The 25,408-nt window shown below is 58.4% G+C and carries 22 protein-coding genes, 1 tRNA gene, 2 pseudogenes and 1 riboswitch; of the genes and pseudogenes, 9 read left to right on the top strand and 16 right to left on the bottom strand.

What is annotated here, in order from left to right; translation table 11 throughout:
• The first annotated feature begins 262 nt into the window (after window positions 1-262).
• Window positions 263-1,033, top strand: a complete 771-nt coding sequence (gene tam / locus AC07W5_RS23470) for a trans-aconitate 2-methyltransferase (protein WP_495024423.1) — start codon at window positions 263-265, stop codon at window positions 1,031-1,033.
• Between the two features lie 48 nt (window positions 1,034-1,081).
• Here the strand turns inward: tam and AC07W5_RS23465 are convergent, their stop codons facing one another.
• Together AC07W5_RS23465 and AC07W5_RS23460 are read right to left on the bottom strand one after the other, a co-directional pair.
• Entirely contained in the window at window positions 1,082-1,417 is a 336-nt protein-coding gene (locus AC07W5_RS23465; RefSeq protein ID WP_494994507.1) for a hypothetical protein, read from the bottom strand.
• A gap of 166 nt (window positions 1,418-1,583) precedes the next feature.
• Window positions 1,584-1,720: pseudogene (locus tag AC07W5_RS23460) on the bottom strand (IS5/IS1182 family transposase); the annotation flags it as partial.
• Between the two features lie 386 nt (window positions 1,721-2,106).
• Here AC07W5_RS23460 and AC07W5_RS23455 point away from each other — a divergent pair.
• From AC07W5_RS23455 to AC07W5_RS23435, 5 genes are all read left to right on the top strand, one after another.
• On the top strand, window positions 2,107-3,585 hold the full coding sequence (locus AC07W5_RS23455; RefSeq protein WP_495024422.1) for a c-type cytochrome: 1,479 nt from the start codon (window positions 2,107-2,109) through the stop codon (window positions 3,583-3,585).
• A gap of 42 nt (window positions 3,586-3,627) precedes the next feature.
• Entirely contained in the window at window positions 3,628-5,403 is a 1,776-nt protein-coding gene (gene ctaD / locus AC07W5_RS23450; protein ID WP_495011572.1) for a cytochrome c oxidase subunit I, read from the top strand.
• Window positions 5,400-6,092: a cytochrome c oxidase subunit 3 gene (locus tag AC07W5_RS23445; protein WP_495024421.1), complete on the top strand. Its 693-nt coding sequence runs from the start codon at window positions 5,400-5,402 to the stop codon at window positions 6,090-6,092. Before ctaD ends, AC07W5_RS23445 begins: the two co-directional genes overlap by 4 nt.
• 6 nt (window positions 6,093-6,098) lie before the next feature.
• Window positions 6,099-6,812: a heme-copper oxidase subunit III family protein gene (locus tag AC07W5_RS23440; RefSeq protein WP_495011574.1), complete on the top strand. Its 714-nt coding sequence runs from the start codon at window positions 6,099-6,101 to the stop codon at window positions 6,810-6,812.
• Between the two features lie 61 nt (window positions 6,813-6,873).
• Window positions 6,874-7,191 (top strand): cytochrome C oxidase subunit IV family protein, encoded by a 318-nt coding sequence (locus AC07W5_RS23435; protein ID WP_216743721.1) that lies wholly within the window; start codon window positions 6,874-6,876, stop codon window positions 7,189-7,191.
• Window positions 7,192-7,261: 70 nt separating this feature from the next.
• Here AC07W5_RS23435 and AC07W5_RS23430 read toward each other — a convergent pair whose 3' ends face one another.
• Entirely contained in the window at window positions 7,262-7,816 is a 555-nt protein-coding gene (locus tag AC07W5_RS23430) for a magnesium transporter (protein ID WP_494994512.1), read from the bottom strand.
• Window positions 7,817-8,251: 435 nt separating this feature from the next.
• Here AC07W5_RS23430 and AC07W5_RS23425 point away from each other — a divergent pair.
• Window positions 8,252-8,332, top strand: a pseudogene (locus AC07W5_RS23425) (trans-aconitate 2-methyltransferase); the annotation flags it as partial.
• A 164-nt stretch (window positions 8,333-8,496) separates the two neighbouring features.
• Here AC07W5_RS23425 and AC07W5_RS23420 read toward each other — a convergent pair.
• The 12 genes from AC07W5_RS23420 to AC07W5_RS23365 form a co-directional block, all read right to left on the bottom strand.
• A tRNA-Gly gene (locus tag AC07W5_RS23420) sits at window positions 8,497-8,570 on the bottom strand.
• A 249-nt stretch (window positions 8,571-8,819) separates the two neighbouring features.
• The gene (locus AC07W5_RS23415) at window positions 8,820-9,704 is read right to left on the bottom strand and encodes an alpha/beta fold hydrolase (RefSeq protein ID WP_495011575.1); all 885 of its coding nucleotides are present in this window, start codon (window positions 9,702-9,704) and stop codon (window positions 8,820-8,822) included.
• Window positions 9,705-10,028: 324 nt separating this feature from the next.
• Window positions 10,029-10,721 carry a pseudouridine synthase gene (locus tag AC07W5_RS23410; RefSeq protein WP_495024420.1) on the bottom strand — a complete coding sequence of 231 codons (693 nt, stop codon included), beginning with the start codon at window positions 10,719-10,721 and terminating at the stop codon, window positions 10,029-10,031.
• Window positions 10,722-10,754: 33 nt separating this feature from the next.
• The gene (locus tag AC07W5_RS23405) at window positions 10,755-10,973 is read right to left on the bottom strand and encodes a cysteine-rich CWC family protein (RefSeq protein WP_494994515.1); all 219 of its coding nucleotides are present in this window, start codon (window positions 10,971-10,973) and stop codon (window positions 10,755-10,757) included.
• Window positions 10,966-12,453 (bottom strand): sensor domain-containing diguanylate cyclase, encoded by a 1,488-nt coding sequence (locus AC07W5_RS23400; RefSeq protein WP_495024419.1) that lies wholly within the window; start codon window positions 12,451-12,453, stop codon window positions 10,966-10,968. The genes AC07W5_RS23405 and AC07W5_RS23400 overlap by 8 nt, the downstream gene beginning before the upstream one ends.
• 139 nt (window positions 12,454-12,592) lie before the next feature.
• The gene (atzF, locus tag AC07W5_RS23395) at window positions 12,593-14,371 is read right to left on the bottom strand and encodes an allophanate hydrolase (RefSeq protein ID WP_495024418.1); all 1,779 of its coding nucleotides are present in this window, start codon (window positions 14,369-14,371) and stop codon (window positions 12,593-12,595) included.
• A 29-nt stretch (window positions 14,372-14,400) separates the two neighbouring features.
• Entirely contained in the window at window positions 14,401-18,033 is a 3,633-nt protein-coding gene (gene uca / locus AC07W5_RS23390) for an urea carboxylase (RefSeq protein WP_495024417.1), read from the bottom strand.
• 199 nt (window positions 18,034-18,232) lie between these two features.
• Complete coding sequence (locus tag AC07W5_RS23385) at window positions 18,233-18,874, bottom strand: urea amidolyase associated protein UAAP2 (RefSeq protein WP_495024416.1); 642 nt, start codon at window positions 18,872-18,874, stop codon at window positions 18,233-18,235.
• A 10-nt stretch (window positions 18,875-18,884) separates the two neighbouring features.
• Window positions 18,885-19,610 (bottom strand): urea amidolyase associated protein UAAP1, encoded by a 726-nt coding sequence (locus tag AC07W5_RS23380; RefSeq protein ID WP_494994520.1) that lies wholly within the window; start codon window positions 19,608-19,610, stop codon window positions 18,885-18,887.
• Window positions 19,611-19,622: 12 nt separating this feature from the next.
• Window positions 19,623-20,411: an ABC transporter ATP-binding protein gene (locus tag AC07W5_RS23375; protein ID WP_495024415.1), complete on the bottom strand. Its 789-nt coding sequence runs from the start codon at window positions 20,409-20,411 to the stop codon at window positions 19,623-19,625.
• Between the two features lie 19 nt (window positions 20,412-20,430).
• The gene (locus AC07W5_RS23370) at window positions 20,431-21,246 is read right to left on the bottom strand and encodes an ABC transporter permease (RefSeq protein WP_495024414.1); all 816 of its coding nucleotides are present in this window, start codon (window positions 21,244-21,246) and stop codon (window positions 20,431-20,433) included.
• A gap of 31 nt (window positions 21,247-21,277) precedes the next feature.
• On the bottom strand, window positions 21,278-22,345 hold the full coding sequence (locus AC07W5_RS23365) for a putative urea ABC transporter substrate-binding protein (protein WP_494994523.1): 1,068 nt from the start codon (window positions 22,343-22,345) through the stop codon (window positions 21,278-21,280).
• 60 nt (window positions 22,346-22,405) lie between these two features.
• Window positions 22,406-22,506: riboswitch (guanidine-I (ykkC/yxkD leader) on the bottom strand.
• A 314-nt stretch (window positions 22,507-22,820) separates the two neighbouring features.
• Between AC07W5_RS23365 and AC07W5_RS23360 the strand changes: the two genes are divergently transcribed.
• Entirely contained in the window at window positions 22,821-23,222 is a 402-nt protein-coding gene (locus tag AC07W5_RS23360) for a hypothetical protein (RefSeq protein ID WP_494994524.1), read from the top strand.
• Window positions 23,223-23,274: 52 nt separating this feature from the next.
• On the opposite strand, the gene dspII is transcribed toward AC07W5_RS23360, so the two are convergent.
• Window positions 23,275-24,387: an enoyl-CoA hydratase/isomerase DspII gene (gene dspII / locus AC07W5_RS23355; protein ID WP_495011580.1), complete on the bottom strand. Its 1,113-nt coding sequence runs from the start codon at window positions 24,385-24,387 to the stop codon at window positions 23,275-23,277.
• A gap of 131 nt (window positions 24,388-24,518) precedes the next feature.
• Here dspII and ung point away from each other — a divergent pair, with 131 nt between their 5' ends.
• Complete coding sequence (ung, locus tag AC07W5_RS23350) at window positions 24,519-25,211, top strand: uracil-DNA glycosylase (protein WP_494994526.1); 693 nt, start codon at window positions 24,519-24,521, stop codon at window positions 25,209-25,211.
• Window positions 25,212-25,408: the final 197 nt, after the last annotated feature.

Here is a 25,408-nt window from a genome sequence, read left to right as displayed (position 1 = left end):
AACACTATAACCACCGAAAAAACTGATGGGTGCCGATAAGCGTTAAGGGCTGAAGTGTAGAAAGGTGAGGCGCGAGAGTGCGGATTGCCTGAGCTTGATGTGTTTCTGAATCTTTTCTGGGGCTTGGCAGTGATTGCCCGAATGTCAGCCACGGCATACCTTGGCGAGCACAGGAGCAAAGCACGCTTGTCGATGTATCGTGCTTTAACCTGAAGAGTGGTCTACCCATCAAGACAAAGAACCGAACCGACAGGAGCGCGCAATGAGCTGGTCTGCCAGGCAATATGTTGTCTTTGAAGATGAACGCACGCGTCCGGTACGTGATCTGCTGGCCGCCGTACCCACGACGCAAGCCCGTTCCGTCATCGATATCGGGTGCGGCCCCGGTAATTCGACAGAACTGCTGGCGGCGCGCTTTCCGGACGCTGCGGCCCGAGGGCTGGACAGTTCGCTCGACATGATCGAAGCCGCCCGCAAGCGTTTACCGGATGTTCAGTTCGACACGGTGGCCATCGAAGGGTGGGATGAGCCCGGCCCATTTGATGTGATTCTGGCCAACGCTGTCCTTCAATGGGTGCCTGACCATACGACCCTGCTGCCGTCTCTTGTAGCGCGGCTCGCTCCGGGCGGCAGTCTGGCCATTCAGATGCCAGATAATCTCAATGAACCCGCCCACCGGCTGATGCGCAAAACGGCTGCCCAAGGCCCGTGGGCCGACAAACTCGCCGGGGCTGCTGGCCAACGAACGGCGATGGCTGATGCAAACGGCTACTACGATTTGTTGAGTTCAAGCTGTGCCCGGGTGGATGTGTGGCGCACCACCTACCATCACCCCCTTGCAGGCGGCGCCGCTGCGGTGGTGGAGTGGTTCAAGGGCAGTGGCTTGCGACCCTTTCTTGATCCGCTCGACGAGGCGGAGCGGGAGGAGTACCTGCGGCGCTATACCGCGGCTATCGAACAGACGTACCCCGTGTTGGCCGATGGCGGGGTGCTGTTGCCATTTCCACGATTGTTTATTGTGGCAACGCGGTAAAAACACCCCCACAGAGAAAAACCGATGCCGAGAAGCACGTAGTAGCTTCTAAAGCAGCTGATCAACCAAAACCGCGTTGGAATAGATCAAGCTGCCATCGCTCGCTCGATGCCCGACCAAATGGAACTGACCGCGTTCGTGGTGCAAATAGACACGCATTTGGCAATCGGACAAGGGGCCGTATCCCTCCGGCATGATCAAGTCCAGCGAGTTCATATCGACATCGACCATGGCTTCAGGCTCATGGGTCTTCTGCAGGTGTTCTTCGGCCTGCTCCAGACGCACGTGGAGAGGGCCATCGACGTAAAAATGGATGTCCCCCACCGGGGTGGACTTTTGGTCGCCGCTGATTTTGCACCAGCCTTCGATCGTCAAGGTACTCATGACGAAACCTCCGTTGTGGACTGCTGGACTCTGTAGCTCTTGCTTCTTCTCAATGCCATCACTTAGCCGATCACTACGCATGGACAGGGTTCGTTTTTTGGGCCGCTTCTGGCCGATCTCTGCCGTCCGTAATCAGAAATTGAGTATAGCTGGCAACCGGGTCTCGCTTGGGGTAGTGAGGCTCGATCAGGGCGATCAAGCCTTTGCACGGCACTACCCGATCCATCTCGATCAGGAACCTTCTCTGCGGGTCTGCTTACGCTTACCGGCATACTCGGCGTCGGCGAAGGTTATTTGCTTCATCGGAAAAGCTCGTGTGACGGGATAGGCGTATTTCATCAAGTTTGGAAAGTCTTTTTCAGTGTTTCCCTAATCATTTTGACTGATCGGAAACAAGTCGCTACGCCAAAATTAGTCTCGGGAGACGCGATGCCGAGTATCTACAGTTATAGGTAGCGAATAGGTTTTAAACGATTAACTTAATGTTGGAACTGGAATATCTGGGCGTCGGGTTTTTCAGAAAAAGCGCTTGTTCCGTTCATGCACTATACTTCTTGCTGACTTTGCCGCCAGGATGGGTGGTGCTTGTCTATCCTGCTTGGGCGTCAGATTGATATTAATTTGACGATGCTGTTGAGTGGCGATGCTTTTGCATAACCAGCGAGTAACAGGAATAGGATGAAGAGAAAATGGCAATAGCAATTATCTTGATTCTAATCGTTGTTGCATCAGTGCTGTTCAACATACTAGCGCCTTGGCAGGCGACACCAGCAGCTTCCAACTGGGGGTCAATAGACACCACCCAGTTCATCACCCTGGTCATGAGCGGAATATTTTTCATCGCCATCACGGTATTTATGGCAGTAGCCTTGATGCGTTATCGTCACAAAGAGGGTGCCAAGGCGGCCTACCAGCCAGGAAATAAAAAGGTGGAGTTATGGTTAATTATCGTTACTTCGGTAGGTATTGCCGTGATGTTGGCGCCAGGGCTGGTTGTTTACAGTGATTTCGTCCGGGTGCCGAAAAAAGCTTATGAACTTGAAGTGGTCGCCCAGCAGTGGCAGTGGGCCTTTCGTTTTCCTGGCCAGGACGGGAAGCTGGGCAGATCGGATATCAAGTTTGTTGATTCCACCAACCCCTTCGGCCTTGATCCCATGGATCCTGCCGGGCAGGACGATGTGCTTATAAGAAGCAATGAAGTCCACCTTCCGCTCAATAAGCCGGTAAAAGTTTTACTGCGTTCTAAAGATGTGCTGCACGATTTCGATGTACCGCAAATGCGCAGCAAGATGGATATGGTGCCAGGGATGGTGTCGTACTTTTGGTTTACGCCGACTAAAACCGGGAAATTTGAAATCCTTTGCGCTGAATATTGTGGCGTAGGGCATTACAACATGCGCGGCCATATGATCGTCGATGAACAGGACGCCTTCGATCAATGGCTGAGCAGCCAACCGACTTTTGCGCAGACATTAGCGACAGCTGCCAAGCCCAGTCGGGACAGCGTGCTGGAAAAAGGCCGCCTGTTGGTCGAAAAGCACGGCTGCAGTGCCTGCCATAGCCAGGATGGCAGTGCCAGTCTCGGCCCGGGATGGAAGGGGCTGTACGGCCGCACTGAGCAGCTTGCCGATGGCACCAGTGTGCTGGTCGATGAGGCCTACCTGAAAGCGGCGATCCTCGATCCGAAGGCCCGACGGGTACAGGGCTACCCGCCAGTCATGGTGACCTATACTCTCAGTGAAGATGAACTGGGTGCTCTCGTCGCCCTGATCAAATCACTGGGTACTGCGCGCCAAGGCGATGAACTTTCTGCCAGCGAAGCGTCGGGCCCAGGTGACGACCTGGCGGCGCAGGGACAGCGGCTGGCGGAGTCGCTCGGCTGTCTGGCCTGCCACAGCGTCGATGGCAGTAAGGGCGTCGGCCCCAGCTGGCAGGGCCTGTATGGCAAGACAGAAACCCTTGACGACGATACGAGGATAAAGGTCGATGAGGACTATATAAAAGAATCGGTTCTTAAGCCTAACGCCAAAATCGTCAAGGGCTACGCACCCATCATGCCTACCTTTACGCCGAGTGATAAGGAGTTGAGCGCACTGATCGCTTTTATCAAATCCAAAGCGAATGCCGACGCTGATGCGAGCAAGGCGCAGCCAGGAAAGTCGCCGTAAGCAGCCAGCAATACACCGAAACTTCAGCAGGAGGATGACGTGATGGCCTATGCGGAGCAAGCCGAAACAGAAGCACTGCACGAACCCAAAAGTTTCCTGACCAAATATATCTGGAGTCAGGACCACAAGGTCATCGCCATTCAGTATTCCTTGACGGCTATATTCGTGGGTCTCATCGCCGTGGTGTTGTCCGATTTGATGCGCTTGCAGATAGGCTTCCCCGGTAGTTTGGGGTTCATGGACGCCAGTACTTACTACCAGGCGATGACCATGCACGGCATGATCATGGTCATTTACTTGCTGACGGCCTTGTTTCTGGGTGGCTTCGGCAACTATCTGATCCCGCTGATGGTGGGGGCCCGCGACATGGTCTTCCCCTATGTCAACATGCTGAGTTACTGGACCTACCTGCTGGCGGTACTGGTGTTGCTCGCCAGTTTTTTTGTCCCTGGCGGGCCCACTGGTGCGGGCTGGACGCTCTATCCGCCACAGTCCATTACCAAGGGGACACCGGGGACCGAGTGGGGCATCGTACTGATGCTCGTCTCACTGGCGATTTTTATTGTCGCAACCACCATGGGCGGGTTGAACTACGTAACCACGGTGTTGCAGGCGCGCACGCACGGCATGACATTGTTTCGCATGCCGCTCTCCGTATGGGGAATCTTCATGGCCTCGATTATGGCCTTGCTAGCCTTCCCGGCGTTGTTTGTGAGTGCGGTCATGACGCTGTTTGACAAACTGTTGGGCACCAGCTTCTTTATACCGGCGATCATCTCGCTGGGGCAGCAGCTCAATCACCAAGGTGGCAGCCCAATATTATTCCAGCATCTATTCTGGTTCTTCGGCCACCCGGAAGTCTACATCGTTGCTCTCCCCGCGTTTGGTCTGGTCTCTGACTTGATCAGCACGCATGCGCGTAAGAGTATCTTCGGCTACCGAATGATGGTGTGGGCCATTATCGCGATTGGCGTGCTCAGCTTTGTGGTCTGGGCGCACCATATGTATGTCAGTGGAATGAACCCCTACTTTGGCTTTTTCTTTGCCACCACCACCTTGATCATCGCGGTGCCGACCGCACTGAAAGTCTACAATTGGATTCTGACCCTGTGGCGGGGCGACATCCATCTGACCGTGCCGATGCTGTTTGCCCTGGCCTTTATCGTCACCTTCCTGGTCGGCGGTCTGACCGGGTTGTTTCTCGGCAATGTGATCGTGGACATTCCGCTCTCGGACACCTATTTCGTCGTAGCCCACTTTCATATGGTCATGGGGGTCGCACCGGTACTGGTGGTGTTCGGCGGCATTTATCATTGGTTCCCGAAAGTAACCGGGCGCATGACCAACGACACCCTGGGCAAGCTGCATTTCTGGATTACCTTTCTGGGCACCTACGCGATCTTCTTCCCCATGCACTACCTGGGTTTCCAGGGCATGCCACGCCGCTACTATGCCTATGACAACTACGCGTTCATCCCGCAGTCTGCGCAAGATTTGAATGCCTTCATTACGGTGGTCGCATTGACCGTCGGCGTTTCCCAACTGCTGTTCCTGTTCAACCTGGCCTGGAGTGTATTTAAAGGCAAGCCTGCAGGCAGTAATCCCTGGGGCGCGGCCAGTCTGGAATGGCAAACGCCGAACACCCCGCCGATCCACGGTAACTGGGGAGCGAAGCTGCCGGTCGTGCATCGCTGGGCCTATGACTACAGTGTGCCGGGGATAGAGCAGGATTTCGTTCCGCAAACGGTCTCCGCCGAGGAGCTGGAGCAGATGCGGCAACTCAGTGCCGGAACCAGGATAGCGGACGTTAAAACATGAACAGACTGCTATTGAAAAACGCCGAAAGTGCTGATCCCGGCGGCAGTTGGAGTCGCGATCCTGAGGATATTCAGGCCGTCGAGGGTGCCGATAGAATCCAAAACGCAAGAATAGGCCTGCGCTTGTTTCTGGCCGTGGTGAGCTCGTTATTCTTTCTCTTCCTGGTCGCCTTTATCGAGCGCTCACAGGTGGCCGACTGGCAACCCTTGACGGAGCCCTTGGCGCCGTTAGCCAATCTATGGCAGCTATGGCTGAATTCGGCTTTTCTGGTATTCAGTTGCATCGCACTGCAGTGGTCGCGTATGGCCGCCCGACAGGCTCGATTGGACGCAACGGTCATTGGCTTTGCATTGGGGGGCGTATTTGCAGTTGCCTTTCTGGTGGGACAACTCTGGGTCTGGCAGCAGTTTGTCGCCTGGGGCTATTTTGTCGCCAGCAATCCGGCCAACAGTTTCTTCTACCTGTTGACCGGCCTGCATGGGTTCCACCTGCTGGGCGGGCTGATAGCCTGGAGTAGAACCGTCGCTAAATTCCTGCATCACGTACCGTTGTCGCAACTCAGCGCCAGCGTAGAGCTCTGTGCCATCTATTGGCATTACTTACTGGGTCTTTGGTTCGTGCTATTCGCTCTGCTGACCAGCACGCCGGCAACCTATGAAGCCATCGCCAGATTCTGCGGCCTGAGGTGAAAAGCCATGGCATCGCACCCACCAGCCCCAGTCGAGTCCAGTTCATCCAATCCACCAGGCTCGCCGCCTGCACCGGGATGGCAGGGCATCGCCAGCGACTGGTCCTCGGATAGAGAGGCTTTCAAGCAGGTCCCCTGGGGCAAGGCGATGATGTGGATATTCCTGCTCAGCGATACTTTTGTATTCACCTGTTTTTTAACCGGCTACATGTCGGTACGCATGACCATCACCAGCGCCTGGCCGAACCCTAGTGAAGTGTTCGCATTGACGATCGGCGGTAGAGAAATCCCGCTTATTCTGATCGCCATCATGACCTTTGTGCTGATCAGTAGCAGCGGCACCATGGCCATGGCAGTTAATTTCGCCTATCGCCGTGATCGCGCGAAAACCACTGCCTTGATGCTGGCGACCGCAGCCTTGGGTGCGACCTTCGTCAGCATGCAGGCATTTGAATGGAGCAAGCTCATCGCAGAAGGGGTTCGTCCCTGGGGGAACCCCATGGGGGCGGCGCAATTTGGTGCCAGCTTTTTCATGATTACCGGTTTCCACGGACTGCATGTGTCAGTCGGTGTCATCTACCTCAGCATTGTGGCGCTGAAAGTATTGCGGGGAGATTATGAGCGCTCCGGAAACTATCAGATCGTCGAGATAGCCGGGCTTTACTGGCACTTCGTGGACTTGGTGTGGGTGTTTATTTTTGCTTTCTTCTATTTATGGTAGGTCTAAGAGACTGTTCATGATCGTGACAATCATGAACAGGTTCTGAAGAGGAGCACTGATGATGGCGCATGCTCAGGGTCAGCAACATCCAATTAGTTTGTACCTTAAAATCTGGGGGCTGTTATTCGTCCTCAGCACGCTGTCGTACCTTGTCGACTATTTTCACTTCCAAGGCTACCTTAGGTGGTCCCTGATTATCACTCTCATGTTGTTGAAGGCAGGTTTAATTGTCTCCGTCTTCATGCATATGGCCTGGGAACGGTTGGCCATGGTCTACGCCATATTGGTGCCACCTTTATGTTTACTGGTGCTCGTCGGACTGATGGCCACCGAGGCGGACTATGTTTTCCTCAGTCGGGTAATTTTCTTCGGCCAATAAGTAACTTCCGGATGGCCTTAAGAAGCCTCCTGGGGCTAATCCGCAATAAATGGCTTTATGCGTTATATCGTTATATCGTTCGCTTGAACTGATGCCATCTGTGCAGCCAGGCTACTGTCCAGTGGGGGGCTGCCGCTCCCGTGCCGGCGATCTTCAGCCTTGGATAATGTTCGATTACCCGGTTCAATACCGATTCCTGATCCGGCTCAACATCCACGAAGAAGATATGTTTGCCCTCTTCTACCACCTGTTTAAAACTGCGGAAGTGAGTATTTGGCACCTGGATACCAAAAAAACCACCTTCCCAGATACAGAAGCCCAATACAACAATGGCAAGGAAGATAAAAGGCACCCAGCCTGCGGGGGATTTGGTCCAACCCAGCCAATAGGCACCGCCAAGGACCAGCGCCGCGAGTGGCACACCGACCACCGCACCAATCTCGCCAGAGTGAACAGCATCTTGTTTCATTAACGAGTTAACCTCGTGGAGGTGATGTTGTTCAACATCAGAAGCTTTTTCACTGAGCACATGAATTTGTTCGGTATTGATGCCGTTGGCTTCCAATTCATTTTCAACGGTTTCTAGATCGTCGAAATTGTCACTGATATAATAGTATCGATTCACTCCACACCTCCCATCTCGCTTTTGCCGTAGACCTCCTCTGTCCTGCAGCCGTTAACTGAAATTTGCAGTCGGTATCTGTACCCGTGGGGAACGTTGCACACTTCATGCAATTCGAACGAAGTATAGCATTCCATGGCATACATGCTGGTAAGTGTCAAAATCTAAAAACAGCATTAGGGCCTGGCGCACCCCGACGAATTCTGCCTCGCAGCGCCACCAGAAAGTTCGCCCAACAAGGCCGGAAACAGGTCCTGAAATCGGCCAGACGCTGGTTTAGAACTGTCGGAAGACGGGGTGACCTCAGCGAGCTGCATGACAGCCTTCAGGCGCGTGGATGCGCGCCCAAGGGCTGTTTGCCGAGCTGCTGGCGCAGCGCTTCAAGCTGGCGCTCATGGGGCTCGTATTTTCGGAGCGTCGACGTTCGTTGGCGGGGCGATCGAGCAGGCGTACCCCGTGTTGGCTGATGGCGGGGTGCAGTTGCCATTTCCACGGTTGTTTATTGTGGCGACGCAGTAAAAACGGTCGAAGCGCTCGTCCATCCAGACGCTTTCGATACGGGCCGTACGTGGGCCTTGAAAGCAGCACTTAAACCGCACCCACAAAAAAACCGGCTAACTGAGCCGGTTTTTTGTTGTCTCTACATCCCTCGTCAAAGCTGCCTGACGTTGGATTCAATCAAGTGGAGCGGGTGAAGGGAATCGAACCCTCGTTATCAGCTTGGGAAGCTGGAGTAATGCCATTATACGACACCCGCTCAGAGCGGCTGACTTTGTACCAGATGTGGGCGGGGATTTGAAGTTTTTCTTTGGGGGGATCTGCGTTTATGTGTTTTTTTTTCGGGACGCAGTGGGCAACATTCAATCGTCGACGGCGGCGGGGGCAGCGCTGACGATCGGGGCACAGATGAAGTGAGAGACCGTTTTGCGGTCTTTCGCGGGCAGGCCTCGCTCCTACAAGAATGTGGAGTTCTTAGGGGAGCGAGGTTGCCTGCGTTGACGCAGTTTCACATTGCCAATGCATGATGGTCCCGAACGTAGTGGTAACGCGGTCGGCTTTCGTGTCGGGCCGGTTTCAAAAAGTCGATCAGGGCTTGGCGACTGTCTCGGCAGGCGGCTTTATGCTCTATGTCGAGAAAGTGTCCGGCGGCCTGGATGGTGCTGAAGGTGCTGTGTTGCACATGGTTGGCGAACAGTTTGGCGTCGTCGGGGGAGGTGTATTCGTCCCATTCGCCGTTCATGAACAGCATCGGTACGTTGATTTTTTTGGCCGCGTTGAGATAGCACAGGCGATCGCTGTTGAGCACTTCACTGATGTGGAAGTGCATCTGCCCATATTCGTGTTCGGCGAGGCTGCTGACGTGCCGGTAGTTGAAACGCTTGAACAACGACGGCAGGTGTTTGCCGATGGTGCTGTTTACCAGGTTGCCGACACGGTCGCGGTCCAGGCTGCCGAGGTAGTCGACACCACGTTCGAGGTAGTCAAGCATCGGTTCGTTGACCACTGGGGAGAACGAACTGATCACGGCCCTTTCAATGCGCCGTGGACGATGGGCCAAGGCGACCAACGCCGCGGCGCCGCCCCAGGAAAACGACAACACGTGTTCGGCGGCGAAGTGGTCGATCAGCTCCAGGAGGATCAGCCCTTCGACTTCCTTGGTGAGCATTTTCTCGTGCAGGTTGTGGGCTTTGGACTTGCCCGCGTAGGGCTGGTCGTAAAGCACGACGTTGAATTGCGGATGAAGGTTCTTCACGGTCTGGGCAAAGGACGCAGTGGTGGCCATTGAGCCGTTGACCAGAATGATGGTCTTTTCTGCGGCATCTGCGCGATAGAACTCCGTGTAGACCCGAAACTGACCCTGTATATCCAGCACAGCGATTTCTGGCCTCATGTCATAAGACTCCTGGCAAGCGGGTATGCGCGCAATGAGATTGCACGAGCTTTGTGACAGGTAGGCATACGCCTGGAATTTTTTGCCCATGTCGATCCGGTGAAATCTGGTCGACGGGTATTGTTATAGGCGGGCAATCTGCCGGGGGGAATGCGGAGCCTGAAGGCTCACTGCCGGCAAAAGGTTTCTTAGAATGCGTTGGTGACTCATCGGTCACATTTCGGCCGACGGTTTGATTCAAGCAGGGAGATCCCCATCCCGCAAGTGCCGTTTGTAAATTGATCGACAACTTTCTGCTGAATGGTCGTGACTTGGCGGCGGGTTTTAGATTTGTTGGATTTCTTCAGCGGTCAGCGGGCGATACTCGCCGGGTGCGAGAGCGTCGTCGAGTACCAGTGGCCCCATGCATTCGCGATGCAGGCGCAGGACTTTATTGTTGAAGTGGCCGAACATCCGTTTCACCTGGTGGTAACGGCCTTCGACGATGCTCAGCCGCGCGCTCTTTGGCCCGAGCACGACCAGTTCTGCCGGTTGGGTGGTGAGATCTTCGAAGGCGAAGTACAGGCCCCGGGCGAAGGTCTGCGCATACTCGGGGCCGATGTCTTGTTCGGTCTCGACGTAATAGATCTTCCCCAGTTTGGTCTGCGGCTGGGTCAGGCGTCGCGACCAGCTGCCGTCGTTGGTGATCAGCATCAGGCCGGTGGTGTTGAAGTCCAGTCGCCCGGCGATGTGCAGCTCGTGTTTGTCCGGTTCATCGATGAGGTCGAGCACGGTCGGGTGCTCAGGGTCGCTGGTGGCGCTGACGCAGCCCGGCGGTTTGTGCAGCATGAAGTAGCGCGGCGGTTTACCGGCTTGCAGCACTTCATCGTCGCACTCCACGCGGCTGAACTCGCGCACATCAAAGTGAGGGTCGCTGACTATTTGCCCGTCGACCTTGATCCTGCGCCCGACCAGTAGCAAGCGCACTTGTTTGCGGTTGAAGCGGGGCAGGTTGCTGAGGAAACGGTCAACGCGCATGGCTATCGGCTGATCAGAAAAGGGCCGCGCATCTTACGTGATCTTCCCGGTGGCCGCCTGCAGCTGCGCCTCGACCTGCGCGCAGCGCGGGCACAGGCAGGATAGGTCGCGCAGTTCGACGGGCAGGGCCCGGAGCACTGCCGGATCGATGCTGACGCCATAGCACCAGCAGGCTTGGGCGGCGGTGCGCGGATCGGCCAGGGTGCAGTCGTTGCCAGCACCGCAGGCCGGGCAGAGATTGGGTTTATTCATAGCTTGGGAGAGGTTTTTCCACACAGGTTCGATTACGGCCAGTCTGTTTCGCACGGTACATCGCATGGTCGGCACGCGACAACAGGTTGTGCAGCGTGTCGTCGGGTTGGAGGGTGGTGAGACCGATGCTGACGGTGATCTGCAGCGCTTGGCCTTCATAGGCATAGCGTTGTTGCTTGATCTGTTGACGGATTTTCTCGGCGATCATCTGACCGTTGCCGCTGTCGGTATCTTTGAGCAGCACGATGAATTCTTCACCGCCCCAACGGCAGACGATGTCTGACTGGCGCAGGCAGCTTTGCAGATCACGGGCGAAACCGCTCAGCACCTGGTCACCGGCGAGGTGGCCGTAAGTGTCGTTCAAACGCTTGAAGTGGTCCAGGTCCAGCAGCAAGGCTGTCAGCGGTTTCGGTTCACGCTGGGCTTCATGCATGGCCTGGACAGCCAGCAGATCGAAGCCGCGACGGTTCGGCAGGCTGGTGAGGCTGTCGAGGGTAGCCTGGGCTTGGATCTTGCTCTGGTAGCGGTTCAGCAGGCGGTTGAGCAAGGCCAGGATAATCAGCGTGATGATCAGGCAGATCAGCAGGTTGAGGTACAGCGACTGGCGGATTTCACCGAGGGCACTGTCTTCGCGTTTATCGACGAACAGGTACCAGTTCAGCTCCGGGATGAAGCGCACGTTGAGGAAATGTCCCTGGCCCTGGGCCGAATACTCATAACTGCCGCTGTGGGGTTTGGGCAGTTTGGTCAGCAGGTCTTTCATGCTGTCGAGTTCGCTGAGGGTCTGCCCGACCCGCGCACCTTGGGGCCCACCCTCGGCACCGGTGAGCACCAGACGGCCATAGGTGTCGACGAAGTACACGCTGCGCTGGTAACGCTGCTGGTATTTGTCGATCAGCTTGACCACCGCGTCTACAGTCAGACCAACGCCGGCAGCGCCGATGAACTGGTCTTTGTAATCGTAGACTTTGTAGTTGATGAAGAAGGTCAGGCTGTCGTGGTTGGCCAAGTCAGGATCGACGTTGATCTCATACGGCTCGGCCATGTCGCGCACACGGAAGTACCAGGCATCACGGGGCTCTTGGGTGCTGATTTTTTTCAGCACACCTTTGGCGTGGTAGTAGGTCAGGCTGCTGTCGGAGACGAAGAACGCGGTGTAGGCGTCGTAGTGAGTCATGACTTCGTTGAGGTAGCGGGTCATTTGCTCAGGCTCGCGTTCGCCAGCCACTACCCAGTCACGCATGAAGGTGTCGCGGGCCATCATCGAGGAAATCAGGATCGGCCGGACCAGGTCTTTCTGGATTTCCGAGTAGACCGTATCGGATGTCAGCGGTAGCTCGGTATTGACGATATTGTCGCGAATCGACGCCCGTGAGGCGTAGTAGCTGAGCAATGAGGTGGCGAGGAAACCACAGCCCAGTAGCGCGATGAGTGTGAGTACCAACGAGCGTTGCGAAAACAGCGCAGAGCGAAGCGGCATGGCAGTTCCGTTGGCAGAGACCGGGTGGGGCATTCTAATGGCGCTGTGCGGAAATAACTGCTTAATTTGTAGGGTTTTTTGAAACCCCTGTAGCAGCAGGCTGCGCCAGCTGCTACAGGGTGGGGGGCTCATGATCGGGTCAATTGCGGCTTTGCAGATACGCCCGCCAACCCCCTGAGTGGCTAATATCCGTAGCACCTTCCAACCCGTACGGTTCACAAATAAACCCGCTCTCCCAACGTCCATCCGCAAGCTGTACTTTGCCCAACCCGAGCGGCGCGGGAATCCCGGTCAGAAACGAGCCCAGTTCACTGCTCGGCAATTCCCAGACTTCTACCGCAATCGCCACGCCGCCTTCCGCAACGCGGACCATTGCTGGGCGAAACGGTGGGCCGCCGGCCAGTGCGTGGAGTTGGTAATGCGGCGCGCTTTGAGTGGTTTCAACCAGACGGCCACCCCGTTGCTTGAGTTGCCAGTTCAGCGCCAGCCCATCCAGATGTGCGCCGCAAACCACCAGCCGGGCGCGGTCATTACGGGCAGGATGGGGAGGGGCCGGGGATGTCGAGCCTTGCTGACGTTGCAGCGCATCAGCCACGCTCAGCAAGTACTGGTCGGTAAATGCCCGACCGAACAGCGTCACGCCCCACGGCAGGCCGTTGTTCATGAAACCGCTGGGCACGGCGACGGCGGCGTAGTCCAGCAGGTTCATGAAGTTGGTGTAGTAACCGAGTTCTGAGTTGTGCAGTACCGGTTCTGCTGCAAGCTGCGCCAGGGTCACCGGGCGGCCGATGGTTGGCGTGAGTACGCAGTCGAGGTCTTCCAGTGCCTTGTCGCACAGGGCTTTCAAGGCCTGCAGGCGATACTGGGCGCGGAAGGTTTGCACGCCGTCGACTGTCGGTGCCTTGGCCAGCACGGCGCGAATCACCGGCAGTACGGCTTCCGGATTTTGTTCCAGCAACTCGCCGGCCACGCTGTAACGCTCGGCCACCCAGGGCCCTTCATAAAGCAAACGGGCGGCCTCGAGGAACGGTGACAAGTCGAGCTGCACCGCTTCACCGCCAAGTTTTTTGAGTCGATCAATGGCGTTATCGAACAGCACGGGACCTTCCTCGCAGCCGAAGAATTGCAGATCTTCAACTCGCGGCACGCCGAAGCGCAACGGTCGCGGAGTGCCAAAGGCTGAGCCATCGTTCCACAGTGGGTTGCAGCGGCTGTACTCGTCACGCGGATCGAGCCGCGCGGTCAGGGCCAGCAACCGGCTGGCTTCACGAGCCGTCGCGGTAAAGGTCGTCACGCAGTCCAGAGTGCGGCAGGCCGGGACTACACCTGCAGTGGAGATCAAGCCTTTGGTGGCTTTCAACCCAAGCAGGTTGTTCAAAGCAGCGGGTACTCGACCGGAACCCGCCGTGTCGGTACCCAGTGCAAAACTCGCCACACCCAGCGCCACCGCCAATGAAGAACCGGCGCTGGAACCTCCCGACGGGTATTCCGGCAACACGCTGTTGGGGCAAGCGCCGTAGGGCGAGCGGCTGCCGTTGAGGCCTGTGGCGAATTGGTCGAGGTTGGTCTTGCCCAACGGGATCGCGCCGAGCGCCAGCAACTGCTCGACGATGGTTGCCGAGCGCTGCGCAACATAGGCGAACGCCGGGCAGGCGGCGGTGGTGGGAATGCCCGCCAGGTCGATGTTGTCCTTGATCGCGAACGGCACGCCGTACAGCGGCAAACTGTCGATGTCGCGACCGTCCAGCATGGCGAGGTACGGTTCCAGTTCAGCGACGCTGAGCAGGTGGATAAACAGGTGATAGTCCGGGTTCAGCGCCGCGGCTTTTTCCCGCAGGCTCAGCAGCAGCTGCCGAGGCGTGGTGCTACCGGCGCGATAGGCCGCACGCAGGGCATCGAGTTGCAGATTGATGGTCATGGCTTGAATCCTTCCTTCTTTAAATGAGATCAGTCGAGTTCCAGCACCACGACCCGCTGCCCGGCGCGCACCGCGCAACCGGGTTGCACGCGGATTTCCCGGACCACACCGGCCATGGGCGCGAGCACCGGGATTTCCATCTTCATCGACTCCAGAATCACCAGCACATCACCGGCGGCGACCCGGCTGCCGGTTGCTACCTGAACCTGCCAGAGGTTGCCGGCAATGTGGCTGTCGACGCTCTGCTGGCCCGTTTCCAGTGGCGCATCTTCGGCCTGTTCGGGTACCCGCTCCTCGCTGTCGAAATGCGCCTGGCCGCTGGCGATCCAGCGTTCGCGCTCGGCGTTGAAGGCGCTCTGTTGCTGTTGACGGAACGCAGCGATGCTCTCGGCTTCTTTGGCCAGAAAGGCTTGGTAGTCGGCAAGCCTGAGCTGGCTATGTTCAATGCTCAGCTCAAAGCGCCCCAGCGGGAAATCACGACGAATCTGCAGCAGCTCATCGGCGCTCACCGGGTAAAACCGGATCTGGTCGAAGAAGCGCAGCAGCCACGGTTTACCGTCGAATGCCGCGACCTCGCGGTAGCGGTTCCACATTTGTAACGTGCGACCGACGAACTGATAACCACCTGGGCCTTCCATGCCGTACACGCACAGGTAGGCGCCACCGATGCCCACCGAGTTTTCGGCGGTCCAGGTCCGTGCCGGGTTGTACTTGGTGGTGACCAGCCGGTGCCGTGGATCGAGCGGGGTAGCGACCGGCGCACCGAGGTAGACGTCGCCCAGACCCATCACCAGATAGCTGGCATCGAACACCGTGCGCTGGACTTCGTCGAGATTGGGCAGGTCGTTGATGCGGCGGATGAACTCCAGGTTGCTTGGGCACCAGGGCGCATCCTTGCGCACGGTGGTCATGTATTTCTCGATGGCCAGCTGGCAGGCCGGGTCATTCCAGGACAACGGCAGGTGGACGATGCGCGACGGTACTTGCAGGTCTTCGGCGGCGCACACCGCATCCCATTCGCCGGCAACGATGCCGAGCAGATCGGCCAGCGGCAGTTGCTCGGGTTGGTAATGCACTTGCAGCGAGCGGATGCCCGGGGTCAGGTCGATCACCCCGTGCAATGCTTTGCTTTGCAGCGCTTGCATCAGCGCATGACCACGGAAGCGCAGCACCAGATCCAGCTCGGGGGCGCCGATTTCCAATAGCAGATGGGTGTCGCCGGACAGCCGTGCGATCAAGCGAGTGTCGTCCTGACCGAGGTCCAGAACGATGGGCGAAACCAATTCCTCTGGGCGCGGGCTTGCTCGCGATGGGGCCAGACCAGACACCGCGTCAACTTCATCGCGAGCAAGCTCGCTCCCACATAGATAGGGTTTACAAGCCAAGGCTCGTGCTGTGTCGATACCGACGGGAAAGAACTGCACCTTGTCCCCAGCCTTCAACTGCCCCAACTGCCACAGATCCGCCTCGATCACCGTCACCGGGCAAACGAACCCACCCAGGCTTGGGCCGTCGGGACCGAGGATCACCGGCATGTCACCGGTGAAATCCACCGCGCCGATCGCGTATGGGTTGTCATGGATATTCGAGGGATGCAGCCCGGCTTCGCCGCCATCGGCGCGAACCCATTCGGGCTTGGGTCCGATCAGCCGTACGCCGGTGCGGCTGGAGTTGAAGTGGACCTCCCATTGGGTGGCAAAGAAGGTCTCGATATAGCCTTCAGTGAAATACTCCGGCGCGCCATGGGGGCCGTAGATCACCCGGATTTGTCGCACTGGCGGCAACTCGAGCACCTGTTCAACCGCAAGGCTTTCCCCCGCGTCATGGTCGCTTAACGGGCAAAGATGCAGCACATCCCCGGCCCGCAAGGCACGACCGCCGTGGCCGCCGAACTGGCCGAGTGTGAATGTGCTTTTGCTGCCCAGATAGTCCGGCACTTGCAGGCCACCGCGCAGGCACAGGTAGCTGCGAGCACCGACTCCGGTGATGCTACCCAGACCCAGGGTCGCACCGGCCGGGATCAGAAGGGTGGTGTTCATCGGTGCCGGTTGGCCGTTCAGCGTCAGCGCAATGACAGCGCCAGTGACCGCTACTACGGCGTCGCAGTTGAAGCGCAGCAACGGTCCGCTCATGGTGATTTCCAGCGCGGCGACACCTTCTTCGTTACCCAGCAAGCGATTGCCCAGGCGCAGAGCGCGGCTGTCCATCGGCCCCGACGGCGGCACGCCAACCGCCCAGTAACCGAGGCGACCGGGGTAGTCCTGCACGCTGGTCTGGGTGCCGGCGCTGAGCACTTCGAAGGTATTGGCCTGGTAGAGAAGACCTTCGAGGCAACGGGTCCAGGGCTGGCCGCTGGCGAACGGTACATCGAGCAGTATCTGGCGCAGGTAATCGCGGTTGGTTTCCACGCCGTACAGCAGGCTGTCGCCCAAGGCTTGATGCAGATCGGCGCGCGCCTCTTCGCGGCTGGGCGCCCAGCTGATGAGTTTGGCGATCATCGGATCGAAGTAGGGCGGGATCTCGCAACCGGCCTCGACCCAGGTGTCGATGCGCAGCTGTTTGCCATCGGCCACCGGGAAATTCACGGCGCTCAGCAGGCCAGGACTGGGCTGGAAATCCCGGCCCGGATCTTCGGCATACAACCGTGCCTGAATCGCATGACCTTCGGCTTTCAAGGTGCGGCTCAGCTCGCTCAACGGCGGCAGATCACCGGCTGCCAGTTGCACCATCCAGCGCACCAGATCCACGCCCCACACTTGTTCAGTGACGCCGTGCTCGACCTGCAAACGGGTGTTCACTTCCAGAAAATAGAAGCGCTGGGCGTCGCTGTCGAAGACGAATTCCACGGTACCGGCGCTGCGGTAATTCACCGCTTTTGCGAGTTTGATCGCCGCCAGGCACAGCTCCTCGGCCATGCCGTCGGGCAGGTTCGGCGCCGGGGTTTCTTCAAGGACTTTCTGGTTGCGCCGCTGCACCGAGCAATCGCGCACGCCGAGGGCGATGACTTCGCCCTGGCCGTCACCGAACACCTGAACTTCAAGGTGCCGGGCACGCTGGATGTACTTCTCGATGAACACGCCAGCGTCGCTGAAATTGTTCTGTCCCAGGCGCTTCACTGCATCGAAGGATTCGCTTAGCTGCGCCGCGCTGCGGCAAACGCGCATTCCAATGCCGCCACCGCCGGCGGTGCTTTTGAGCATCACCGGGTAACCGACCTGCTCACCTGCGATCAGCGCGGCGTCGAGGCTGTCCAGCAACCCGGTGCCTTCGAGCATCGGCACGCCGTGTTGTTTGGCCAGGGCACGGGCGGTGTGCTTGAGGCCGAACACCCGCAGTTGTTCTGGCGTTGGCCCGACGAAGGCGATATTGGCCGCTTCACAGGCCTCGGCGAACGCGGCGTTTTCCGAGAGAAAACCATAGCCGGGATGAATCGCCGTGGCGCCGCTGGTTTTGGCGATGGCGAGGATTTTTTCCACCGCCAGATAGGTAGCCGACGCAGCACCTTCGCCCAGGCTGTGAGCTTCGTCGGCATGCAGGACATGCAGGCTGGCGGCGTCGGCTTCGGAATACACGGTGACGCCCTTGACCTGCAATTCACGCAGGGTTCGCAAGATGCGACAGGCAATGGCGCCACGGTTGACTATCAACAGTTTTTTGAACATGACAAAACCCCTGGAGGCTGAAGGCAGCTCAGCCCCGACCTGGGATGCGGGCCGTCCCGCAGTTTTCGATGTGCGCCGGGGTCGTCCCAGGCGGCAGAATCAATTTGGCTTAGCCAGGTGATCACCTGTGTTTACTTGATGCACTGCCCCGACCGGCTCTGGCACAGGGCGAACAACCAACGGCGCAGGCGCACGCATTTCAGTTCCATACCAGTAGCTCCGCTGGTGTGGGGTTGTAGGCGTTGCACGGGTTGTTCAGTTGCGGGCAGTTGGATATCAGCACGATCACGTCCATTTCGGCCCGCAGGTCGACGTATTTTCCGGGGGCGGAAATACCGTCCTCAAAGGTCAGGCCACCGTCGGCAGTGACCGGAACGTTCATGAAGAAGTTGATGTTCGGCCCGATGTCGCCTTTGCCCAGGCGCCCGTCATGAGCGCAGGCCCGCAGGTAGTTGTCACGGCAGCTGTGCATGTAGCGTTTCTCCAACGCGTATCGCACGGTGTTGCTCTCTTGGGCGCAGGCGCCGCCAAGGGTATCGTGGCGTCCGCAGGTGTCTTCGACGATGGTCAGCATCGGCTGGCCCAGGTTGGAAAAGAGCACGCTGCCGGTGCTCAGGTAGACGCTGTTTTGTCGGCGCAAGGTGCGCTGCACGTCATAGCGTTCCCTGGGGTTTTTCAGGCTGTAGAACAAAGTGTCGACGGCTTGATTGCCTTCCAGATCGAGGATGCGCAAGGTCTGTCCGGCCTTGACCTCCATCAGCCACGGCTCGCCGGACGGAATGGTGGCACGGTACACCGCGGTTTCAGGATGCCTGGTGGCAGGGGCGACTGCTAAAGACATGGCGCGATCCTCAGGCGAACAGACGGTCGGTGTTAATGAAGCCGCGCTCGTTCTCGGGACGCGAGGTGCGGCAATGCTTGGCGACGCTGGCGTCGGCGGTCATCCAGCTCAGCTTGAGCGGCTTGGGGGCGTATTCCGGGTTGGGATCCATGGGGTGTTGCAGAGCAGTGAGCACCACCAAGGTGTCCATTGGCGCGTAAAGCTCGATGTAGTCACCGGCCTTTGAGTTACCTTCGATGAAGTGCAAACGTCCGTCGGCATCGACGCTGACTTTGCTGAACAGGTTGAGGGTCATCAGCAGGTCGGACAGGCCCAGCCCCCATTTGCCCAGTTCCACCAACAGGTTGTCGGTACCGTTGCGGTAGAAACCGTTGCGCAGTTCCTGAAAGCGGCCCTGGCCGTATTTTTCCGCCACCTCGTGCGCGCAGAGCACGCCGCCGATGCTATCGCTCCAGCCACAGGTGTCGGCGGTGATCGCCGCCAGAACGCGGCCCATGTCCGAGTACAGGCAATGGCCGACGGTGAGCCTGGCGGTGTGTTGGCATTTGAGGCTGTCCGGCAGGTTCAGCCGTTCGGTTTTCTCGTTGGCGTTGAGCAGGGTCAGACTGACATTGGCGCCACCGCGAATATCGGTCAGGCGCAGCAGTTGGCCGCGTTTGAGGACAAAGGAACGATGACCGCCACCGGGGAGCATTTCTTCGGCGAAGGGGGGGAACAGTTGAGTCGAATCAGTCATGTGAAAAAACCTCTAAGCGATGCGAAGCGTGCCCGCCAGTGCTGCCGGCAGGGCGTCGACGGCTTTGCTGTTGGCGCGGCGGTCGCTGTTCAAAGGGATGTCGTAGGTGATGCGTGCGCCATAGGCACCGGGGGCGTGCGGGTCGAGGCGAACCTTGTCGAACACCAGCAAGCGGGTGCCGAGGCTGAAGCCTTCGGACAGGTCATGGGTGACCATGAATACCGTCAGTTGCGTCTCGCGCCACAGCTCCAGCAACAGGCTGTGCATGTCTTTGCGAATGCCCGGATCGAGGGCGCCGAAGGGTTCGTCGAGCAGCAATACGCGGGGTTTCATGATCAGCGCCTGGGCGATGGCCAGCCGTTGCTGCATACCGCCGGAGAGCTGCGCCGGGTACTTGTCCAGGGCATGACCGAGGCCGACTTTTTTCAGCAATGCGCCTGCTTGCTCCCGCGCCTCGCGCTTGGCATGGCCAAACAAGCGCCCGATTAGTGGCGAGCGTGGCAGTTCCAGGCCAAGGGCGACGTTGTCCAGCACCGACAAATGCGGGAACACCGAGTAACGCTGAAACACCACGCCACGGCTGGCATCCGGTTCGCTGGCCAGCATCTTGCCGTCCAACAGGATTTCTCCGCGACTGGCTGTTTCCTGCCCCAGCAGCAATCGCAGAAAGGTCGATTTGCCGCAGCCCGAAGCACCTACCAGGGTGCAGAACTCACCCTCGTTGACGCTGAGGTTGAGCCTTTCGAGCACCACCTGATCAGCGTATTGCTGCCAGACATTGTTCACCGTGATGAAGCTCATGCCCGCGCTCCTTCGTAGCTCATATCCGCGCTCCTTCGTACCAGGGGAAAGCCCGCTGGGTCAGGCGCTTGAGTCCCCAATCGATCAGCCAGGCGAGCAGGGTGATCCACACCACGTACGGCAGGATCACATCCATCGCCAGGTAGCGGCGCACCAGAAAAATCCGGTAGCCCAAGCCGTCGGTGGAGGCGATCGCTTCAGCGGCGATCAAAAACAGCCACGCCGAACCGAGCATCAGTCGAAGCGAGATCAGCAAGCGTGGCAGCAGTTGCGGCAGGACTACCCGCAGAATCACGGTCCAGGTCGAAGCTCCGAGCGTCTGGGCCTTGATCAGCAGCTCGACGGGGATTTCCCGGGCGCGCTGTTCCAGATCGCGGGCCAGGCACGGGGTGATGCCGATCACGATCAGCATCACTTTCGATAACTCGCCCAGACCAAAAACGATGAACAGAATCGGCAGGATCGCCAGCGGCGGCACCATCGACAACACCGTCAACAAGGGCGACAACGGCGCGCCGAACAACGGCAGCGTGCCGGCGGCGATGCCCAGGCACAGGCCCGCCAGAGCGCTGATGCCCAGGCCAATGGCCAGCCGCTGGAGGCTGGCACCGGTGTCCTGCCACAGCAGGTAGTCGCCGCTGCGCGGGTCGGCGGTGAAGGCCAGGCGTTTCACCGCGTCGGCCATTTGCCCGGCGCTGGGTAGCAGCTTGTCGTTGGGGTTGTCCGTCAGCCGCTCGGCCGAGCCCGTGAAATAGGCGAACAGCACCAAGGCGAACGGCAGGATGACCAGCAACAGGCGACTCGGGTTATCCGGGTGGCGATTGATCAGGCGCATGGCCATGTTCTCCGGTTACTGACAACGTGGCTCACAGCTTGGAGTCGGCGGCCAGTTGCACGTAGCTCGGGTCGAAGTGCAGCTTGAGGTTGGCCTTGTCACCGCTGGTCACGCCGTTGGCGAAGGACATGCCGACAGCGCTGGTGTCCTTGGCGCCTTCACCGAGAAGCCCGTGCTGGAAGGAGAACTCGGCGACCTTGCGCATGGTGTTCGGCAGTTGCGCGCTGGTAGCGAAATCGAGTGCTTCTTTAGGGGTGGAAAACAACTTGGTGGTGTCCAGTTGCGACTGGAAGCCCGGCAGGTCGGTGCCCGACGCTTTGGCCATGTGTTCCAGCGCTGCAGTGCTGGCGGCGGATTTGGCGTTCATCAGGGCGACCACTTCAAACCAGGCGCCGGTCAGTGCCTTGCCCAGTGCCGGGTTGTCCTTCAGGGTCTGGGTGTTGACGACCATCATGTCCATGATTTCGCCGGGTACCTTGCTCGAGTCGAACACCTGGGTGACGCCAGGCTTGGCTTTGATGTCCGACAGCATCGGGTTCCAGGTAGTGACGGCGTGTACTTGATCGGTATTGAAGGCGGCGGAGATGTCGGCGTCGGAAGTGTTGACTACCTTCAGGTCTTTCTCGGTGAGATCGACCGAGTCCAGCGCGCGCGCCAACAGGTAGTGAGAGACCGACAGCTCCACCAGATTGACGCTCATTCCTTTAAGGTCGGCGACAGTCTTGCCTTCTCCTTTGACTACGATGCCGTCATTACCATTGGAAAAGTCGCTGACGATCAGCGCGGTGCTTTCCACGCCACCAGCGGCGGGAATGGTCAAGGCGTCCATGTTGGTCATGCTGCAGCCATCGAACTGGCCGGCGGTGTACTGGTTGATCGATTCGACATAGTCATTGAGCTGCACCACATCGATTTTGATGCCGTACTTTTTCGCCCACTTGTCGACGATGCCTTGGGTGCCTGCGTATTCCCAGGGCATCCAGCCAGCATAGATGGTCCAGCAGACGCTGAAGTGGTCTTTCTGTGCGGCCTGGGACGAGAAGCTCACGAGGGCCGCGAAAGCGGCGGCGAGCAGGGCGGGTAAACGAAGTTGGGACATGAGTGGTTCTCCAGTTGATCAAGGGCGCACAGGAGCACGCGGCACCGCGAACGGTGGCTTGTCTCCCGGGCTTTTATCCCGCCGTGTAACCTCAACTGGAGGTCGCCGACTCTCGGACCAGTCACTCGCCCAAGCGAGCCGGAACCCTAGTCAGCCATTGCAAATTGTGGTGCCGCGAACCTGTGATGACTCCTGCACGCAGTTGACTAAGCGAGAGGCGTGCCAAGTGTTGTCGAGCGTTGATCCAGAGGGCCTGGCTCAAAGATCGGAGGATGGGCGCAGGTAATCCTGCTGTGTTGTGGTGCTTGTTCGCACCGGGATAGGGCAATCATGGCCGTGCACCACCTATATAAATGTATTGCTGAATCGCACCGGATTCCTTTTTTGCTGTCAGATGTTTCGTCAGTCAGCTGATTGTTGACTGCCGCCGACCAGCGACGCTGGTGTGTGCACTTTCGCGGTCCAGGAGGCCGCCATGTATCGACGACTTATTCTGATTGCTTTACTGGGTTTGTCTCTTTCTGCATGTGTGCCCTACTACGATGGGGAATCGAGCTACTACCGTTCCGAGGTCTATACCGCGCCTGCCCCGGCTTATTACAACGGCGGCGGGTCCTACTACTATCAGGACCGCAGCCGTTACTATGCACCGTCGCCGCGTTACTACCCGGCGCCACGGTATTACCAAGAGGCTCCACGCGTGGTGTACCGGTCTTTTCCAAACCGCGGTTGGGATTTCCATGATCGCCATGATGAGCGTCGTGAGAGTCGTCATGAGGAACGTCATGAGGAACGTCATGACGACAACCGTCACGGCGACCGTGATCACGGAGACCGCGGCCACAGAGGTGACTGGAACCGCGACTGGAACCGCTAAGCACGACTGTTATCGAGCGGCGCATCAAGCGCCGCTTTTTTTGTGCGGGATTTCAGTAGTCGGACAAGTCCGCGAGCGGATGTCGACCCTCCCAAACCTTGTGAAAATGTGCTTCGACCACCGCGTCAGGAATTGCATTGATATCGGGCCAATGCCAATGGGGCTTTTGGTCCTTGTCGATCAACCGTGCGCGCACCCCTTCACTGAATTCCGGATGACGACAGCAGTTCAGACTCAAGGTGTATTCCATCTCGAACACCTGGGCCAGTGACAGGTGGCGGGCACGGACAATCTGCTCCCAGACCAGATGCGCGGTCAGCGGGCAGCCCTCGCTCATGGTTTTCGCCGCGCGACTGAGCAGAACGTCGTTGTGATCGCGCAGCAGGCTGATGGCACGCCAGGCACAGCGCACCTCGCTGACATCCAGACATTCGTCGATCTGTTCACGCCGCGGCAGCCACTGTGCTGGCGGTAATTGCCCGATGGCTTCCTGCTGCAAGGCCTTGAGCAGGCTGTTGAGCTGCATCGGCGTCTGTTCCTGCCAGTTCAGTTGCAACAGTCCCTCGATCAACTCCTCTTGCTGTTCATCCAACAGAAAGCGGTCGGCCAGGTCCAGATCGATCGCATCGCGGCCATTCATATGGGCGCCGGTCAATCCCAGGAACAACCCGAGTTTGCCTGGCAGGCGCGAAAGGAACCAACTGGCGCCAACATCCGGGTACAAGCCGATGCTGATTTCCGGCATGGCCAGCCGGCTGCTGGGGGTGACGATGCGAATACTCGCGCCTTGCAATAGCCCCAAGCCACCTCCAAGCACATAGCCGTGACCCCAGCAGATCAGTGGTTTGGGGTAGGTGTGCAGGCGGTAGTCGAGGCGGTATTCTGCCGAAAAGAAGTGCGCAGCCAAGGGCGGAACTTCACCCGGATGAGCACGACAGGCCTCAACCAGGTTAAGGACCTCACCACCCGCGCAAAAAGCTTTGGTGCCGTTGCCGCGCAACAGCACACAAACGATCTGCGGGTCTTTGGCCCAGACGTCCAGGCGTTCGCTCAAGACGTGGATCATCGGCAGGGAGAGGGCGTTCAGGGACTTTTCGGCATCCAGGCTGGCGATGCCGATGCGCGCGCCGTCGGTGCCCGTGAGTTCTTCGAAGTGCAGATTCATTTTGACCTCGATGACTGAATTGAGCGTTCAGTATGATCGCTATACGGGAAAGTGCCGGTTCTGCGTCAGATCAATTGACAAGGGGCACGGGCTTTCTTAGGGTGCGCCGATAGTTTTTTCTGGACCAAGCGATGAATTCTGACGACCGTATCAAACTCGAACCGAGCTGGAAGGAGGCACTGCGTGCGGAGTTCGACCAGCCGTATATGGCGGAGCTGCGCGAATTCCTGCGTCAGGAATACGCCAGCGGCAAGGAAATCTATCCGCCAGGGTCAATGATTTTCAATGCGCTGAACCTGACCCCTCTGGACAAGGTCAAGGTGGTGATCCTCGGTCAGGATCCGTATCACGGCCCGGGACAGGCTCACGGCTTATGCTTCTCGGTGCAACCGGGTGTGCCGGCACCGCCGTCGCTGGTAAACATCTATAAAGAGCTCAAGCGTGACCTGAACATCGACATTCCCGCTCACGGTTGCCTGCAAAGCTGGGCCGAGCAGGGCGTGCTGATGCTCAACACCACCATGACCGTCGAACGCGCCAACGCCAACTCCCATGCGGGCAAGGGCTGGCAGTTCTTTACTGACCGGGTTATCGAGATCGTCAGCGAACACCAGCCGCATCTGGTGTTCCTGCTGTGGGGCGCGCATGCCCAGAGCAAGCAGAAACTGATCGACGCGACCAAACACCTGGTGCTGACTTCAGTGCATCCGTCTCCGCTATCCGCTTATCGCGGGTTCTTTGGTTGCGGGCACTTCAGCCGGGCCAACAAGTTTCTTGAGCAGAATGGCCAGACGCCGATCGAGTGGCGATTGCCGCCGGTCTAGTAACAATGATCGTTCCCACGCTCTGCGTGGGAACGCCTCTATGGACGCTCTTGAATGTGACGCGCAGCGTCGCGGGCTGCATTCCCACGCGGGAGCGTGGGAACGATCAGAGTCAGACTCGCCCGCGAAGACGGACGAGCAGTCGACGAGATCTCTGACCGTCCGTCGCGGCAGCATTAAGTGTGGATCGTTCCCAC

The sequence above is a fragment of the Pseudomonas sp. GW821-FHT01E05 genome (genome assembly GCF_059422425.1).
The sequence above is the reverse complement of the archived record's forward strand: the minus strand, read 5'-3'. Positions and strand labels throughout refer to the sequence as shown.